The organism is Derxia lacustris (assembly GCF_002105195.1).
In the GTDB taxonomy this organism is placed as follows: Bacteria; Pseudomonadota; Gammaproteobacteria; order Burkholderiales; family Burkholderiaceae_E; genus Derxia; species Derxia lacustris.
This window is the reverse complement of record NZ_MUHU01000002.1, coordinates 481,807-497,552: the sequence shown is the minus strand read 5'-3', so window position 1 is coordinate 497,552 and position 15,746 is coordinate 481,807. Positions and strand designations below refer to the sequence as shown.

Annotated in this window: 14 protein-coding genes; 5 read left to right on the top strand and 9 right to left on the bottom strand. The window is 69.3% G+C overall.

What is annotated here, in order from left to right; genetic code table 11:
• Positions 1-23: 23 nt before the first annotated feature.
• The 3 genes from plsX to B9P64_RS03960 form a co-directional block, all read right to left on the bottom strand.
• Positions 24-1,109, bottom strand: coding sequence for a phosphate acyltransferase PlsX (gene plsX / locus B9P64_RS03970; RefSeq protein ID WP_085314910.1), 1,086 nt, complete (start codon positions 1,107-1,109; stop codon positions 24-26).
• Between the two features lie 50 nt (positions 1,110-1,159).
• Complete coding sequence (gene rpmF, locus B9P64_RS03965) at positions 1,160-1,336, bottom strand: 50S ribosomal protein L32 (protein WP_085314909.1); 177 nt, start codon at positions 1,334-1,336, stop codon at positions 1,160-1,162.
• Positions 1,337-1,479: 143 nt separating this feature from the next.
• The gene (locus B9P64_RS03960; RefSeq protein WP_085314908.1) at positions 1,480-2,034 is read right to left on the bottom strand and encodes a YceD family protein; all 555 of its coding nucleotides are present in this window, start codon (positions 2,032-2,034) and stop codon (positions 1,480-1,482) included.
• Positions 2,035-2,048: 14 nt separating this feature from the next.
• On the opposite strand from B9P64_RS03960, the gene B9P64_RS03955 reads away from it, so the two are divergent.
• Both B9P64_RS03955 and B9P64_RS03950 read left to right on the top strand, forming a co-directional pair.
• Complete coding sequence (locus tag B9P64_RS03955) at positions 2,049-2,663, top strand: Maf-like protein (RefSeq protein ID WP_085314907.1); 615 nt, start codon at positions 2,049-2,051, stop codon at positions 2,661-2,663.
• Positions 2,660-3,403, top strand: coding sequence for an SAM-dependent methyltransferase (locus B9P64_RS03950; RefSeq protein WP_085314906.1), 744 nt, complete (start codon positions 2,660-2,662; stop codon positions 3,401-3,403). The genes B9P64_RS03955 and B9P64_RS03950 overlap by 4 nt, the downstream gene beginning before the upstream one ends.
• A gap of 7 nt (positions 3,404-3,410) precedes the next feature.
• Here B9P64_RS03950 and B9P64_RS03945 read toward each other — a convergent pair whose 3' ends face one another.
• From B9P64_RS03945 to B9P64_RS03930, 4 genes are read right to left on the bottom strand one after another with little or no spacing between them, the layout of a single operon-like run.
• Positions 3,411-4,409, bottom strand: coding sequence for a S49 family peptidase (locus B9P64_RS03945; protein WP_085314905.1), 999 nt, complete (start codon positions 4,407-4,409; stop codon positions 3,411-3,413).
• Complete coding sequence (locus B9P64_RS03940) at positions 4,402-4,806, bottom strand: Rieske (2Fe-2S) protein (protein WP_085314904.1); 405 nt, start codon at positions 4,804-4,806, stop codon at positions 4,402-4,404. Before B9P64_RS03940 ends, B9P64_RS03945 begins: the two co-directional genes overlap by 8 nt.
• The gene (locus B9P64_RS03935) at positions 4,803-5,480 is read right to left on the bottom strand and encodes an HAD family hydrolase (RefSeq protein WP_085314903.1); all 678 of its coding nucleotides are present in this window, start codon (positions 5,478-5,480) and stop codon (positions 4,803-4,805) included. The genes B9P64_RS03940 and B9P64_RS03935 overlap by 4 nt, the downstream gene beginning before the upstream one ends.
• On the bottom strand, positions 5,473-6,489 hold the full coding sequence (locus B9P64_RS03930; protein ID WP_085314902.1) for an RluA family pseudouridine synthase: 1,017 nt from the start codon (positions 6,487-6,489) through the stop codon (positions 5,473-5,475). Before B9P64_RS03930 ends, B9P64_RS03935 begins: the two co-directional genes overlap by 8 nt.
• A 714-nt stretch (positions 6,490-7,203) precedes the next feature.
• On the opposite strand from B9P64_RS03930, the gene B9P64_RS03925 reads away from it, so the two are divergent.
• Positions 7,204-10,575 carry an Rne/Rng family ribonuclease gene (locus B9P64_RS03925; RefSeq protein WP_085314901.1) on the top strand — a complete coding sequence of 1,124 codons (3,372 nt, stop codon included), beginning with the start codon at positions 7,204-7,206 and terminating at the stop codon, positions 10,573-10,575.
• 69 nt (positions 10,576-10,644) lie between these two features.
• On the opposite strand, the gene fumC is transcribed toward B9P64_RS03925, so the two are convergent.
• A complete protein-coding gene (gene fumC, locus B9P64_RS03920; RefSeq protein WP_085314900.1) occupies positions 10,645-12,042 on the bottom strand; it encodes a class II fumarate hydratase in 1,398 nt (465 codons plus the stop codon).
• A gap of 155 nt (positions 12,043-12,197) precedes the next feature.
• On the opposite strand from fumC, the gene moaA reads away from it, so the two are divergent.
• Positions 12,198-13,310 (top strand): GTP 3',8-cyclase MoaA, encoded by a 1,113-nt coding sequence (gene moaA / locus B9P64_RS03915; RefSeq protein WP_085314899.1) that lies wholly within the window; start codon positions 12,198-12,200, stop codon positions 13,308-13,310.
• A gap of 12 nt (positions 13,311-13,322) precedes the next feature.
• Here moaA and B9P64_RS03910 read toward each other — a convergent pair whose 3' ends face one another.
• Positions 13,323-14,258, bottom strand: coding sequence for a transglutaminase-like domain-containing protein (locus tag B9P64_RS03910; RefSeq protein ID WP_085314898.1), 936 nt, complete (start codon positions 14,256-14,258; stop codon positions 13,323-13,325).
• A gap of 168 nt (positions 14,259-14,426) precedes the next feature.
• Here B9P64_RS03910 and moeA point away from each other — a divergent pair, with 168 nt between their 5' ends.
• On the top strand, positions 14,427-15,746 hold the full coding sequence (gene moeA, locus B9P64_RS03905; RefSeq protein ID WP_085314897.1) for a molybdopterin molybdotransferase MoeA: 1,320 nt from the start codon (positions 14,427-14,429) through the stop codon (positions 15,744-15,746).

The following is a 15,746-nucleotide window of genomic DNA, read 5'->3' as shown; positions in this document are numbered from 1 at the left end:
TCGTTGTCGTTGGCGCCGGACCGTCAGACGGCGGCGGAGTGCGAGGAAGCCGGATCGGCAGGCGGCAGCACGACGGCTGCCGGCGCGGTTGCGTCGGGATGGGCCGCGCGGTAACTGGCCAGTTCGTCGGCCACGCCTTCGAGCAGCTTGCCGCGCGCGGCATCGAAACCGCGCTTGAGCGCCCAGCCGAAGGCAAACGCATCGGCCGAACCGTGGCTCTTGATGACCACGCCGCGCAGGCCGAGCAGTGCCGCACCGTTGTAGCGGCGGTGATCGACCCGCTTCTTGAAGCGCGAAAGAATCGGCTTGGCCAGCAGCGCCACCAGCTTGGAGCCCAGCGTGCGCGTGAACTCCTCGCGGATGAAGGCGCCGATCATCTGGGCCAGACCTTCGCTGGTCTTGAGCGCGACATTGCCCACGAAGCCGTCGCAGACGATGACGTCTGTGCGGCCCGTGAAGATGTCGTTGCCCTCGACATTGCCGAAGAAATTCAGGTTCGAGGCGCGCAGCAATTCGGCGGCCTGCTTGACCACGTCATTGCCCTTGATGACCTCTTCGCCGATGTTGAGCAGGCCGACGGTCGGCCTTGCCTTGCCTTCGAGCGTGGAAACCAGTGCGGAACCCATGATCCCGAACTGGAGCAGATGCTCGGCGGTGCAATCGACGTTGGCGCCCAGATCGAGCACCGTGGTCGCGCCACCGATCGCGTTCGGCATCAGCGAGGCGATTGCCGGGCGGTCAATGCCGTCGAGCGTCTTGAGCACATAGCGCGATATCGCCATCAGCGCGCCGGTGTTGCCCGCCGAGATCGCGGCATCGGCCACACCCTTCTTGACGAGTTCGACGGCAACGCGCATCGACGAGTCGCGCTTGCGGCGCAGGGCCACTTCGATCGCGTCATCCATCGCCACGACTTCCGACGCGTGATGGATCGTGATCCGCGGATCGGCGCGCAAGGCGGCGGGCAGCGCCGCCTCGATGGCGGCCTGCTGACCAACCAGCACGAAGCGAGCTTCGGGCTCGCGCGAGAGGAATTGCGTGACTGCGGGCAGCGTGACCACGAGACCGTGGTCGCCGCCCATGCAATCGACGGCCAGTGTGATCGCCAAGGGCAGTCTGGGGAGAAGTGAATGCGGAGCAGTGCCGACGGCACCGGCCATCATTCCTTCGTCTTGACGACCTTCTTGCCGCGATACAGGCCGTTGGGGCTGATGTGGTGCGGACGATGGACTTCGCCGGTGTTCTGATCGACCGACAGCGCCGGGTTGGTCAGAAAGTCGTGCGAACGGTGCATGCCGCGCTTCGACGGCGTTTTCTTGTTTTGCTGAACGGCCATGAAAAGCTCCCTACGGATGGATCGGCGTTGAAGCGGTTGCGCTCGACGCCAGGAATTCCCGGCCCTTCGGCCATCTGCACGAAGGCGCAGGAATTCTGAAAAAGATAACCGTCGATTCTAGCATTGAACTGCGCCAGCGACGGTCACTTCTCGCCACCGTCGCTCCGCAGGCTGCGCAGGATGTCGAAAGCCGACGGCTTGTCCTCGATGCGCGCGACGGTTTCGCCGACCGGCGTGAGTCCGAGCCGGCGCAGCGCCTCGGGCGAACAGATGTCGTGCGTGCCGGCCGGATCGATCGCCAGCAGCAGCTCGTCCTCGAGCAGCTCGCGCAGATCGAGCGAACGCTGCGCCACGATCGGATCGAAGCGGTCGTCGTCGAGCGGCGCGGCATCGGCCGCCTCTTCGCTGTCGAACACGACGAAGCTGCTGTCGATGTCGATCAGCGCGCGTCGCGGCTCCAGGCAGCGCGCGCAGGGCACGTCGAGCGCCGCCGTCACGAACAGGCGCAGGCCGATGTGATCGGCATATTCGGGCGCCTCGGTCCGCGTGATGACCTCGCCCTCGACCCGCCATTCGACGGGTTCGGGCGAGCTTGCATCCTCGGCCACGCGCGGCAAGTCGGCGACCGCCGTGCTTCCACTGAGGGTTTCATGTGCGCGCCCGAAGGCGGCGATATCCGGAATCGTCAAATCTGCCATGACATAATTTTCCCATGCTTCCCGAGACCGCTTCCGCCCTGCCCCGCCTGATCCTCGCTTCAACCTCCGCCTACCGCCGCGAATTGCTCGGCCGGCTGAAGCTCCCCTTCGATACCGCACGGCCCGAGGTCGACGAAACGCCGCTACCGGGTGAAGACGCGCAAGCCACCTCGCTGCGGCTGGCCATCGCCAAGGCCCGCGCCATCGGCGAGCGCAGCCCGAATGCACTGGTCATCGGCAGCGATCAGGTCGCCACGCTCGATGGCCGGCAGATCGGCAAGCCCGGCAGCCACGACCGCGCACTCGCGCAGCTGCAATCGATGCGCGGCCGCGACGTTCTGTTCCACACCGCCGTCGCCCTGCACGACACCCGCAGCGACAGCGTGCAGCACGCCATCGTCAGCACCGCCGTGCGCTTTCGCGACCTGCCCGACGCCGAACTCGACGCCTATCTGCGCATCGAGCAACCCTACGACTGCGCCGGCTCGGCCAAGAGCGAAGGCCTCGGCGTGGCGCTCATCGAGCGCATGACCTCCGATGACCCGACCGCGCTCGTCGGTCTGCCGCTCATCACGGTGGTGAGCATGCTGCGCGCCGCCGGCTACCCGTTCTTCGGCGCGGCGGCATGACGACCGGCACGCTCTACCTCGTCCCCAACACGCTCGGCGTGCCCGAACCGGCGCTTGACGACGCCGCGCGCAGCGCCTGGCTTGCGAGCCTGCTGCCGGCCGGCGTCATGGAAACCGCCGCACGGCTCGACTACTACATCGGCGAGCACGCCAAGTCGACGCGCGCCTTCCTCAAGCTGGTCGGCACGCAGAAGCCGATCCAGGAAATCGAGATCGCCGAACTCAACATCAACACGCCGGCCAATGCGCTGCCGGCGCTGCTCGCGCCGCTGCTCGCGGGCCGCGATGCCGGACTGGTGTCGGAAGCCGGCGTGCCGGCGGTCGCCGACCCGGGCGCGACGCTGGTGCGGCTGGCCCATGCCAAGGGCGTGACAGTGAAGCCGCTGGTCGGCCCCAGCTCGATCCTGCTCGGCGTGATGGCCAGCGGCCTGAACGGCCAGAGCTTTGCGTTCAACGGCTATCTGCCGACCGATCCCGCCGCGCGCACCCAGCGCCTGCGCGAACTCGAAACCCGTTCGCGCAACGAAGGCCAGACCCAGGTCTTCATCGAGACGCCCTATCGCAATCAGGCGCTGCTCGACGCGCTGAGCGCCACGCTCGCGCAGAGCACGCTGCTTTGCGTCGCCACCCATCTGGCGCTGCCCGACGAAAGCATCGAGACCCGCACCGCGCCGGCCTGGAAGGGCCGCAAGCCGGCCTTCCACAAGAAGCCGACGGTGTTCCTGTTCCTGGCGCAGTAGGCGCCGGTCAGCGCCAGCTCAGCCCTGAACCCGCCGAGGTGCGCGCCAGCACCTGACCGATCGCGGTGCCCATCTCGGCGCCGAGCCGCTTGGTGATGCGGTCGAACGGGCTCTCCTGCACGGTGTAGTCGATGACGTCCTCGGCCTTGAACACCTCGCGCGCCACCGAATTGACCGTGCCGTAACCGTCGGCCAGCCCCAGTTCCACCGCCTGCGCGCCGTTCCACACCAGCCCCGAGAACATCTCCGGCGTTTCCTTCAGCCGGTTGCCGCGGCCTTCGCGCACCACGCCGATGAACTGCTGATGCACGGTGTCGAGGATCGACTGGATGTGCGCCCGCTGCACATCGTTGACCGGCGCGAACGGATCGAGGAAATCCTTGTTGGCGCCGGCCGTGTACACGCGCCGCTCGACGCCGAGCTTCTTCAGCAGCTCGACCGCGCCAAACGAATCCATGATCACGCCGATCGAGCCGACCAGACTGGCCTTGTCCACATAGATGTTCTGGGCCGCGACCGCGATGTAGTAACCGCCCGAGGCGCACATCTCCTGCACCACCACATGCACCGGCTTGTCCGGATGCAGGCCGCGCAGCCGCTTGATCTCGTCGGCCACCATGCCGGCCTGCACCGGCGAGCCGCCCGGGCTGTTGATCATCACGATCACGCCCTTGGCGAACTTGTTGTCGAAGGCATCGTCGAGCGCCTCGATCAGCCGGTCGGCCGAATTGCGGCCGTTCGAATCGATCTCTCCCTCGATGGTGACCAGCGCCGTGTGCTCGGTGGTGGGCGATTCGAGCGTGGTCGGCATGTGCGCATTGCGGATGCCGGCCGAAACCGCCCAGACCACCACGGCCAGCGTGGCCAGCCGGAAGAAGATGCGCCAGCGCCGCGTGGCGCGCTGCTCGGCCAGCGTGGCCAGCACCAGCTTTTCGAGCACGGAGCGCTCCCATTGGGGATCGCGCGCCGACGGCAGGCCGGAGGAGGACTCGTTCGCGTCAGTCATGGCTAGTTGTTGTTGTGGTCGGAGGAAGCAGGCTGCCGCGCGGGATCCAGCCGATGATGCCGTCGCGGATTTCGACGGTTACCGGCTGCAGGCGATCACGCGCGCAGGGGCCGCTGATGCAAATCCCGCTGTCGGGAGCGTAGGCGGCACCGTGAACCGAGCATAGCAAGTTAAGTCCGGCCGAATCGAAGAACTGGCCGGGCACCCAATCCAGCTCAACGGGCACATGGCGGCACTGGTTGAGCCAGCCGAACACCCGCCCGCGATGGCGCACGACAAAGCCGGTGGCCGGCTCCGGCCCGCGCGGCAGCTTGAGCCGCAGATCGAAGCGGATGCCCGCGCCGCCGTCGACCAGCGCCGACTCGGGCGCGATGGCAATCCAGTCGGGGGCGCTCATGCGTTTGCGTCGAGCCAGGCCGACAGCTCGGCCATCGAGCCGAGCACGCCGCGCGACGGCAGCGCCGCCAGTTCCTCGCGCGGATGGGCGCCCCAGGCCACGCCGAGACCGTCGACGCGCGCGTTCTCGGCCATGCGCAGATCGTGGGTGGTGTCGCCGATCATCAGCACGCGGTCGCGCTCGACGCCGAGCTGATCCATCAGGTCGAGCAGCATCCCCGGATGCGGCTTGGAAAAGCTCTCGTCGGCGCAGCGGGTCGCATCGAACAGCGGCGCGATGCCGGCCACGCCGAGCGCGCGGTTCAATCCCATGCGCGACTTGCCGGTCGCCACCGCCAGAAACAGCCCGCGCTCCTTGAGCCGCACCAGCAGCTCGCGCGCGCCGTCGAACAGCACCAGATCGTGGTCGCGGCTCAGATAGTGATGGCGATAGCGCTCGACCAGCTCGGGTACGCGCGCCTCGGGCAGCTCGGGCACGGCGTACTTCAGCGCGTCGTGCAGCCCGAGCCCGATCACATGCGCGGCGCGCTCGCGCGGCGGCACCGGCAGGCCGAGGTCGCGGCAGGCGAGCTGGATGCTCTGCGCGATGGTCGCGGTCGAGTCCATCAGCGTGCCGTCCCAGTCGAACACGATCACTTCATAGCGGCTCGGACGGCCGGCGCTCGCTTCAGGCATGACGCAGCTTCTCCAGATACTTGAGGCAGTCGGCGGGCAGCGGCGCCTCGATGGCCAGCCGCTCGCCCGTCGCCGGGTGGTCGATGCTCAGGCGCACCGCATGCAGAAACATGCGCTTGAGTCCGTGGCGCGACAGCAGCTTGTTGAGCGCGAAATCGCCGTACTTCGGATCGCCGAGGATGGGATGGCCGCTCGACGCCAGATGCACGCGGATCTGATGCGTGCGCCCGGTCTTGAGCTGGCACTCGACCAGCGTGGCAGTCGCAGGATCGACCGGCAGCGCGGCGAATCGTTCGATCACGCTCGCGATGGTGTGAGCGGTCATCGCATTGGGATCGGCCGCATCGGTCACGCGCACCTGACGCTCGCCGTTGGCATCGGTGAACTTGAACAGCGGCATCCTGAGATGCTGGCGCTCGTTGAGCACCTTGCCGCCCGCCAGCGCCAGATAACGCTTGTCGGTCGTGCCGGCCTTGAACTGCTCATGCAGATTGACCAGTGCCGAGCGCTTCTTGGCCAGCATCAGGATGCCGCTCGTCTCGCGGTCGAGCCGGTGCACCAGCTCCAGATAGCGCGCCTGCGGCCGGGCCGCGCGCAGCTGCTCGATCACGCCAAAGCTCACGCCCGAGCCGCCGTGCACCGCGACGCCAGCCGGCTTGTTGACGATGAGCAGCTCGGCGTCCTCATGCAGCACCGGGAATTCGGCGCCCGGCACCACCTGCGGCGCCCGCACCGCCAGCCTGATGGGCGGCACCCGCAGCAGATCGCCGGCCGCCAGCCGGTAATCGACGCTGACGCGACGCTTGTTCACCCGCACCTCGCCGTCGCGGATCACCCGATACACATGGCTCTTGGGCACGCCCTTGCAAACCCGCAGCAGATAGTTGTCGACGCGCTGCCCTTCATCCTCGCCGCCGATTTCGACCAGATTGACCTGATCGGCACGCAATTCCGCGCCGCCGACCGGGGTTCCGCCCGGCTCCGATTGACTTTTGCCCAAGTGATTCATTTACCTTATAGTTTGCCGGTTGCCTCTGCGCCTAGAACGCCTTTTGCTAGCGAGAAGGCGGAACCCGCCAAAGCCGAAACCCGCCGAATTGCCGACTTGTCTTCAACGGTTGGCAGCACTGCTGGATTCGCGCGGTCCGCGTAATTGCCCCGCCGATTCGCCGCTCAGGGCGCCCAGTCAAATGCAAACAAGAAGAGCAATTGGGTAGGCCCGTTCCCAGCGATCAAGCGGCCCGGGTCGTTCACCGCAAAGAACGAGATTAACTTAGCAAGCCCGTTTGTTTGGCGTCCGCGTGGACGCGGGGCGTCGTGTACGACGTCTTGCGCGCTGCGGGCGTACCGGATGGTTACCGCAAAGGTCAGGTTGTCTCCGATGCGCCGTCATGGCTGCATCGGCTGCGTTGCATGGTCGCCCCTGGATTGCCAGGACCCCACGCCGTCCGCATGAATGCACCGCCGGGAGTTTCCGCCGCGTCCGTGAAGGCTGCATGTGCGATTCCCGAGCCGTTCGTTGCTCCGCGACGGCAGTCACGACGCCTTTTCCGGCGTCGCGGGTTCCGTTGTCCAGTCGCGCTCCGTTTTTCGCATCGACTCCGACCCAATGGCTGCGGATTTGGGTTCATCGCCCTTTCCCGCCTGCCAGCGCACCCGGCACGCCCGGCAACGGCGGCCCACCGAGCGACGACGACGAGGCTTGCCCCAACCGAGGGGAGCCATGAAACGCATGCTATTCAATGCGACGCAAGCCGAAGAGCTTCGCGTCGCGATCGTCGACGGACAAAAACTCGTCGACATCGACATCGAGACGGCCGGGCGCGAACAGCGCAAGTCCAATATCTACAAGGGTGTCATCACCCGCATCGAGCCATCGCTCGAAGCCTGTTTCGTCAATTACGGGGAAGACCGCCACGGTTTTCTCTCATTCAAGGATGTGGCGCGCAGCTACTTCCGTGATGGCGTCAATCCGCGCGAAGCCTCGATCAAGGAAGCGCTGCGCGAAGGCCAGGAACTCATCGTCCAGGTCGAGAAGGAAGAGCGCGGCAACAAGGGCGCAGCCCTCACCACCTTCATTTCGCTGGCCGGCCGCTATCTGGTGCTGATGCCGAACAACCCGCGCGGCGGCGGCGTTTCGCGTCGCGTGGAAGGCGAGGACCGGCAGGAATTGCGCGAGGCGCTCGATCAGGTCGAGGTGCCCGAAGGCATGTCGATCATCGCGCGCACGGCGGCCATCGGCCGCAGCGCCGAGGAATTGCGCTGGGACCTGAACTACCTGCTCCAGCTCTGGACCGCGATCGAGGCGGCGTCGAAGGAAAACCGCGCGCCGATCCTCATCTACCTGGAATCGAGCCTGGTAGTGCGCGCGATTCGCGACTACTTCCAGCCCGACATCGGCGAAATCCTGGTCGATACCGACGAGATCTTCGAGCAGGCCAAGAGCTTCATGTCGGTGGTGATGCCCGACCTGATCCAGCGTGTGAAGCGCTATCACGATGACGTGCCGCTGTTCTCGCGCTTCCAGATCGAGCACCAGATCGAGACGGCCTATGCGCGCGAAGTGCGCCTGCCGTCGGGTGGCGCGATCGTCATCGACCATACCGAGGCGCTGGTCGCCATCGACGTGAATTCGGCGCGCGCGACGCGCGGTTCCGACATCGAGACCACCGCGCTCAACACCAATCTGGAGGCCGCCGACGAGGTGGCGCGCCAGCTGCGGCTGCGCGACCTGGGCGGGCTGATCGTCATCGACTTCATCGACATGGAGGCGGCGAAGAACCAGCGCGAGGTGGAACAGCGCCTGAAGGACGCGCTGCGCGTGGACCGCGCACGGGTGCAGATGGGCAAGATCAGCCGCTTCGGCCTGATGGAGCTGTCGCGCCAGCGGCTGCGCCCGTCGCTGTCGGAAGGCAGCCATGTGACCTGCCCGCGCTGCAACGGTACCGGCGTGATCCGCGATACCGATTCGAGCGCGCTGCATGTCCTGCGCATCATTCAGGAAGAGGCGATGAAGGAGAACACCGCGGCGGTCCACTGCCAGGTGCCCATCGATGTCGCGGCCTTTCTGCTGAACGAGAAGCGCGCCGAGATCTCGGCGGTGGAAGCGCGGCACAAGGTCGAGATCGTTCTCATCCCCAACAAGCATCTCGAGACGCCGCATCACACGCTGGAGCGGCTGCGTCATGACGACGCGCGGCTGGAAAACGGCAAGGCCAGCTATGAGCTGGTGGTCGAGCCCGAGCAGACCGGCTATGCCAAGCGCGAGGAGCGCGAGGCCAAGCCGCGCCAGGAAGCCGTGGTCAAGGGCGTGCTGCCCGAGCAGCCGGCACCGAGCGCGCCCGCGCCGGCCGTGGTCGAGGAAGTGGTCGAAGTGCCGGCACCGGTGGCCGTCGTGGCCGCGCCGGTGATCCAGCCCGCGCCCGCGCCGCAACCGGCCGGCCTGATCGACCGCATCTTCGGCTGGTTCCGTCGGCCGGCGCCGGCGCCCGAACCGGTGCGCGCGCTGACACCGGTGCCGAGCCCGGCGCCCGCGCCGACGGCCGCCGTCGCGCCGACGCGCGAAGCCGGCTCGCGTGAGCGCGGCGTTCAGCCGCCGCGCGACGGTCGTGGCCGGCGCGAGCGGATCGAAGGCGAAAGCCCGCGCCGCGAAGCGCGCAGCGCCGACGGCCAGCCGCGTGAAGCGCGCGGCGAATCGCGGGGCACGCGCGGCGAACGTCCGCCGCGCGCCGAGCGCGAACCGCGTGCCGACGGCGAAGCCCTGGCCGCCCGCGAGCCGCGTGCGCCGCGCGAGCCGCGCCCGGAACGCGAACCGCGGGCCGAGCGCGAACCGCGCGTCGAACGCGAGGCCGGCGAGCGCGAATCGCGTCCGGCGCTCGAAAACCAGCCGACGCGCGAGCCGCGCGGCGAACGCGAAGGTCGCGGTCGGCGTGGCGAACGCCGTCCGCCGCGCGTCGAGACCGGCGATGCGGTCGAAGCCGCGCCGCCGACCGAGGTGGTGCCGGCGTCCATCGCCCTGGCCGCGCCGGCGCTGACGCCGCCGGCCGAGCCGGTCGCGCCGCCTGCCAGCGAGCAGGAAGCGATCGCCGCCGACGCCAGCGCCGATGCGCTGGCCGGTGACGAGACCGGCGAGGCGGGCGAGACCCGCGACGGTGAAGTGCGCCGGCGTCGCCGTGGCCGCCGTGGCGGTCGTGGTCGCGGCGAGCGTCGCGAAGGCGGCGAGGATGGCGGCACCGGCGAGGACGGCGTTGCGCCGACCGCCGAGCTGTCGCCGGCCCAGGCCGGTGCGCTCGAACTCGCGCACGCCAGCCTCGAAGCCGGCACCGCGCCGGCCGAGCCCACAGCAGCGCCCGACGCCGAAGCGCCGGCCGAGGTGGCGCCGGCAGTCGCCGCCGCTGCGCCGGTCGCCGAGACCGTCGCGCCGACCGACAGCCCGGTCCAGCCCGAGGCGATCGCCGCCGCCAGCCCGGCCGAGCCGGTCGCCGACGTGACCGAAACGGTCGCGCCGGTCGCCGAAGCAGCGGTCGCCGAAGCACCGGTCGCCGAAGCAGCGGTCGTTGAAGTGCCCGTCGCTGGAGCACCGGTCGCCGAAGCCGCCGCGCCGGCCATCCCCGCCGAACCGGCCGCGCCCGTCGCCGCCGCACCGGCAGTGGAAGCCGTCGCCGCGCCCGAACTGGCGGCGCCGGCTGCCGAAGCAGCACCGGCAGTCGTCGAAACGCCGGCAGCGGTCGCCGAAGCTGCACCGGTCGTGGCCGCCGAACCGGCAGCGCAAGCCGAACCTGGCAGCGTCGTTGCCGAACCGGTCGTCGAAACCGCCGAAGCCGCGCAAACCCCGCCGCCCGCCATCGTGGAACCGGTTGCGGCAGCCCCGGCCGCCGCGCCGGCGCCGCAGACCGGCGGCAATTTGCGCGAAGTGCTCGCCAATGCCGGCATGACGCTGGTCGAGACCGACAGCAGCAAGCTCGCCGCCGCCAGTGCGCCGCAACCGGCACCGGTCCGCGTGCCGCGCGAGCGCAAGCCGGTCGTCGTCGCCGACACCGGTCCGCTGGTGCTGGTCGAAACCCGCAGCAACAACCAGCCGCCGGCGCAAGCCTGACCTCAGGGTCGGCGGCAGCAAAAAGGGCGATCCTCGGATCGCCCTTTTTTCATTCGTCCCTGCGCGCCGCTAGACCATGCGGCCCGGCACCACCCAGGCATCGAACTGCTCGGCCGTGACAAAGCCCAGCGCCAGCGCCGCCGCGCGCAGCGTCGTGCCCTCGGCATGCGCCTTCTTGGCGATCTGCGCCGAGCGGTCGTAACCGATGTGCGGATTGAGCGCGGTCACCAGCATCAGGCTGCGCTCCAGCAGCTCGGTGATGCGGCCCTCGTTCGGCACGATGCCGACCACGCAATGCTCGGCAAACGACTCCATCGCATCGCCGAGCAGCAGCGCGCTGTGCAGGAAATTGCGCGCGATCAGCGGCTTGAACACGTTCAGCTCGAAATTGCCGCTCGCCGCGCCGATGCCCAGCGCCACGTCGTTGCCCATCACCTGCGCCGCCACCATCGTCAGCGCCTCGCACTGCGTCGGATTGACCTTGCCCGGCATGATCGAGCTGCCCGGCTCGTTCTCAGGAATGCTCAGCTCGCCCAGGCCCGAGCGCGGCCCGCTCGCCAGCCAGCGGATGTCGTTGGCGATCTTCATCAGCGCCACCGCCAGCGTGCGCAGCGCGCCGTGCGCGAAGCTGGCCGGCTCATGGCCCGCCAGCGCCGCGAACTTGTTGGGCGCGCTGGTGAACGGCAGCCCGGTCACGCGCGCGATCTCGGCCGCCATGCGCTCGCCGAACTGCGGATGCGCATTCAGCCCGGTGCCGACCGCCGTGCCGCCGATGGCCAGCTCATGCAGCCCGGGCAGCGTCGCCTCAATGGCACGGCGCGCGAAATCGAGCTGGGCCACATAGCCCGAGAACTCCTGGCCCAGCGTGATCGGCGTGGCGTCCTGCAAATGCGTGCGACCGATCTTCACGATGTGGACGAAGGCCTGGCTCTTGTCGGCCAGCGCGGCGCGCAGGGTTTGCAGCGCCGGCAGCACGCGCTGGGTCAGCGCCTGGGTCGCCGCGATGTGCAGCGCGGTCGGGAAGGCATCGTTCGACGACTGGCCGCGATTGACCTCGTCGTTGGGATGCACGCTGCGCGCCTCGCCGCGCTCGCCGCCGAGCAGCTCGCTGGCGCGGTTGGCCAGCACCTCGTTCACGTTCATGTTGGTCTGCGTGCCCGAGCCGGTCTGCCAGACCGAGAGCGGAAACTCGTCGTCGAGATGGCCGGCGATCACCTCGTCGGCGGCCTCGACGATCACCGAGGCCTTGTCGGCCGGCAGCTGGCCGAGCGCGCAATTCACGCTCGCGGCGGCGCGCTTGACCAGCGCCAGCGCGCGCACGATCTCGCGCGGCATGCGCTCGTCGCCGATCGCGAAGTGGTGCAGCGAGCGCTGGGTCTGCGCGCCCCAGAGCCGGTCGTCGGGCACCTCGATCGGACCGAAGGAATCGGTTTCGGTGCGCTTGGCTTCACTAGAAAAATCCTGCATTCACGGCTCCCTGCCGGCACCTGCCCGGCCTGGCGCGATTGTCCCGTCTTCACCGAAGCGAATCCGCCATGCGAAGCATCGTGTTGCATGGCAAAGCGCAGCGGTCCACTTCCGTGAAATTTGCTGCGCTGCGTCGCCGCTACACTCGACCGACCATGAATCGTCGACTCATTCCCATCCGCGCGCTGACCGCCGCCGGGCACGCCGCCGCGCCGCCGGTCGAGCCCATCGCGCCGCCCGCCGGCAGCGCCCTGCTCGACCGCCTGGGCCGGCCGCTGCGCGACCTGCGCATCAGCGTGACCGACCGCTGCAACTTCCGCTGCACCTACTGCATGCCGCGCGACAAGTTCGGGCTCGACCACGACTTCATGCCGCATGCCGAACTGCTCAGCTTCGAGGAGATCGCGCGCGTGGCCCGGCTGTTCGTGCAGCTCGGCGTGCGCAACATCCGGCTGACCGGCGGCGAGCCGCTGCTGCGCCGGAACGTGGAAAAGCTGGTGGCGATGCTGGCCGAACTCGTCACGCCCGACGGCGCGGCGGTGGAAGTGACCATGACCAGCAACGGCTCGCTGCTGGCGCGCAAGGCGCAAGCGCTTGCGGCGGCCGGGCTGGCGCGCATCACCGTCTCGCTCGACGCGCTCGACGATGCGGTATTCCGCGCGATGAACGACGCCGACTATCCGGTCGCCGACGTGCTCGCCGGCATCGAGGCGGCCGCCGCCGCCGGCCTGGCGCCGGTCAAGGTCAACATGGTCGTCAAGCGCGGCACCAACGACGACCAGATCCTGCCGATGGCGCGGCACTTTCGCGGCAGCGGCCACATCCTGCGCTTCATCGAGTTCATGGACGTGGGCGCGACCAACGGCTGGCGCATGGACCATGTGCTGCCCAGCGCCGAAGTCATTGGCCGCATCGCCGCCGAATTCCCGCTCGACGCCATCGGCCGCGACGATCCGGCCGCGCCAGCCGAATCCTGGCGCTACCGCGACGGCGCCGGCGAGGTCGGCGTGATTTCCAGCGTCACGCGCGCCTTCTGCGCCGACTGCACGCGCGCCCGGCTCGCCACCGACGGCCGGGTGTTCCACTGCCTGTTCGCCAGCGACGGCCACGACCTGCGCGGCCTGCTGCGCAACGGCGCCGACGACGACAGTCTGGTCGGCGCCATCGCCGGCGCCTGGTGGGCGCGTGCCGACCGCTATTCGCAGCTGCGCGGCGCCGGCAGCCAGCCGCGCGACGGCCGGGTCGAGATGAGCTTCATCGGCGGCTGAGCCGGCTGCGGCTCAGGCCAGCGCCAGCGCCGGACCCGAGGTCGGCAGCACCGGCGGCCGCGTCGCCTCGATGTCGGCGCCCCGATCGCTCGCCAGATAGGTGGCGGTCGAGGCGGCATGACCGGGCGGCAACGGCGTCGGCCGGGCGCCGGCCACGCGCTGCATCGCCACGCGCGGCGCATTGCACTTGGCCGCGCCAAAAATGCTCGCGAAGGCCACGTCGGCCGCATCGCGCCCGGTACCGATGCGGATCAGGTCAGTCGTGGCGCACAGCCCGGTCGCATCGAACAGATACCAGCGCTCGCCGAGCCACACCTCGGCATAGGCGTGGAAATCCATCGGATCGCTGCGCTCGCCGTCGGCATAGTCGATGCCGGTGACGAAGCGCGCCGGCAGCGACAGCGCCCGGCACAGCGCAATCATCAGATGCGCGAAATCGCGGCAGACGCCGCGCCGGTCCACCAGCGTGTCCACCGCCGAGGTCGAGGCATTGGTCCAGCCGGGCTGGAAGCGCACATGCCGGTTGACCCAGTCGCGCACCGCCTCCACCCGCGCAAAGCCCGGCGCCAGCTGGCCGAACTCGGCCTGGGCGAACTCGCCGAGCCGGTCCGACTGGCAATAACGGCTCGGCAGCAGAAAGCGCACGCTGTCCACCGGCAGCTCGGCCACCGGCCGCTCGACCAGTCGCTCGACTGGCGTGAAATCGGCCGCGATCGCCAGCCGGCAGGCGTACTCGACCGTGAGCGCGCCGCGCCCGGCATTCACGCGCAGAAAGCGGTTGTCGTTCATGCGGTCGACGAACCAGTCGCTCTGCTCGGCGCCGGTCAGCGCCAGCGTCTCGCCGGTCACGATCTGCGCCGCGGTGCGCGCCGGCGCGATGTTGAGGATGAGGCTCGCATGGTCGGTCACCTCGTAATCCAGGCCGATCCGCAGCTCGAATTCGGTCATGACAGCTCCGTCCGATACAAGGCGATTGCGTGCATTGCCATGGCGAACTCCCGCCCCGAAGGGCCATTTGCGATGCTGGTTATGCTAGGCGCCCTCTTGCGCGGCCGGCGTCGGCCGACGATGACAACCGCTGTCGGTGCCAGCCGACGCCCGTTCCCGGACACGACCTTGAAGACGCTCGAACAGATCACCTCCTGCCTCAACGGCTACGACCCCGAAGCGCTCGACGCCGACCTGGCGCGCGCCGCCATCCTCGATTTCGTGCGGCCGGTGGACGCGGTGGAAACCGTGCCGCTGCGCGCCGCGCTCGGCCGCATCCTGGCCGCCGACGTGACCAGCCCGATCGACGTGCCGGGCCACGACAACTCGGCGATGGACGGCTATGCGTTTGCCGGCAGCGCCCTGGCCGCGCGCGCCGCCGACGCGCCGCTGCAATTGCTGCTCGGCGCCACGCTGCATGCCGGCGATGCGCCGGCCGCCCTGCCCGCGCCCGACCGGTGCCTGCGCATCATGACCGGCGCCGTCATGCCGGCCGGCTGCGACACCGTCGTGCCGCAGGAATTCTGCGAGCTGGCCGACACGCCCGAAGGCCGCGTGATGCGCGTGTCGCCCGAGCTGAGCAAGCAGCTCAAGCCCGGCGACAACCGCCGGCTGCGCGGCGAGGATCTGGCCGCCGGCAGCCGCGCGCTTGCCGCCGGCCGCCGGCTGCGCCCGGCCGATCTGGGCCTGCTCGCCTCGCTCGGCATTGCGCAGGTGGCGGTGCAACGCAAGCTGCGCGTGGCCTTCTTTTCCACCGGCGACGAGCTGACGCCGGTCGGCGAGCCGCTCGCGCCGGGCGCCATCTACGACAGCAACGGCACCACCCTCGGCGCGATGCTCGCGCGCCTCGGCGTCGAGGCGCTCGATTACGGCAACGTGGGCGACGACCCGGCGCTGCTCGAAGCCGCGCTGCGCCGCGCCGCCGGCGAGGCCGATGCGGTCATCACCTCGGGCGGCGTGAGCGTGGGCGAGGCCGACTTCACCAAGCAGGTGATGGCGCGCATCGGCGAGGTGGCGTTCTGGAAGATGTCGATCCGCCCGGGCCGGCCGATGGCCTTCGGCCGCATCTGGGCCGACGATGCGCGCGCGGGCGCTGGCGCGGTGATGTTCGGCCTGCCGGGCAATCCGGTGGCGGTGATGGTCACCTTCTACTGCTTCGTGCGCGATGCGCTGCTCACGCTGGCCGGCGAGGCGGTCAAGCCGCTGCCGCGCTTCAAGCTGCCGCTCGCCGCGCCAGTCAAGAAGAAGCCCGGCCGTACCGAATTCCAGCGCGTGCGGCTGGTCGCGGGCGAGGACGGCGTGCTGCGCGCGCATCTGACTGGCGCGCAGGGCTCGGGCATCTTGCGGTCGATGAGCGAGGCCGACGGGCTGATCGTGCTGGCCCAGCACCAGGGCAGCCTCGCGGCCGGCGACTTGGTCGACGTGCTGCCGTTCGAGGCGCTGGTCTGA

Excerpts from the sequence above, each read along its gene's own strand:
- rpmF (WP_085314909.1), bottom strand. The coding sequence starts at position 1,336 with ATGGCCGTTCAGCAAAACAAGAAAACGCCGTCGAAGCGCGGCATGCAC.
- B9P64_RS03960 (WP_085314908.1), bottom strand. The coding sequence starts at position 2,034 with ATGGCAGATTTGACGATTCCGGATATCGCCGCCTTCGGGCGCGCACAT.
- B9P64_RS03955 (WP_085314907.1), top strand. The coding sequence starts at position 2,049 with ATGCTTCCCGAGACCGCTTCCGCCCTGCCCCGCCTGATCCTCGCTTCA.
- B9P64_RS03950 (WP_085314906.1), top strand. The coding sequence starts at position 2,660 with ATGACGACCGGCACGCTCTACCTCGTCCCCAACACGCTCGGCGTGCCC.
- B9P64_RS03945 (WP_085314905.1), bottom strand. The coding sequence starts at position 4,409 with ATGACTGACGCGAACGAGTCCTCCTCCGGCCTGCCGTCGGCGCGCGAT.
- B9P64_RS03940 (WP_085314904.1), bottom strand. The coding sequence starts at position 4,806 with ATGAGCGCCCCCGACTGGATTGCCATCGCGCCCGAGTCGGCGCTGGTC.
- B9P64_RS03935 (WP_085314903.1), bottom strand. The coding sequence starts at position 5,480 with ATGCCTGAAGCGAGCGCCGGCCGTCCGAGCCGCTATGAAGTGATCGTG.
- B9P64_RS03930 (WP_085314902.1), bottom strand. The coding sequence starts at position 6,489 with ATGAATCACTTGGGCAAAAGTCAATCGGAGCCGGGCGGAACCCCGGTC.
- B9P64_RS03925 (WP_085314901.1), top strand. The coding sequence starts at position 7,204 with ATGAAACGCATGCTATTCAATGCGACGCAAGCCGAAGAGCTTCGCGTC.
- fumC (WP_085314900.1), bottom strand. The coding sequence starts at position 12,042 with ATGCAGGATTTTTCTAGTGAAGCCAAGCGCACCGAAACCGATTCCTTC.
- moaA (WP_085314899.1), top strand. The coding sequence starts at position 12,198 with ATGAATCGTCGACTCATTCCCATCCGCGCGCTGACCGCCGCCGGGCAC.
- B9P64_RS03910 (WP_085314898.1), bottom strand. The coding sequence starts at position 14,258 with ATGACCGAATTCGAGCTGCGGATCGGCCTGGATTACGAGGTGACCGAC.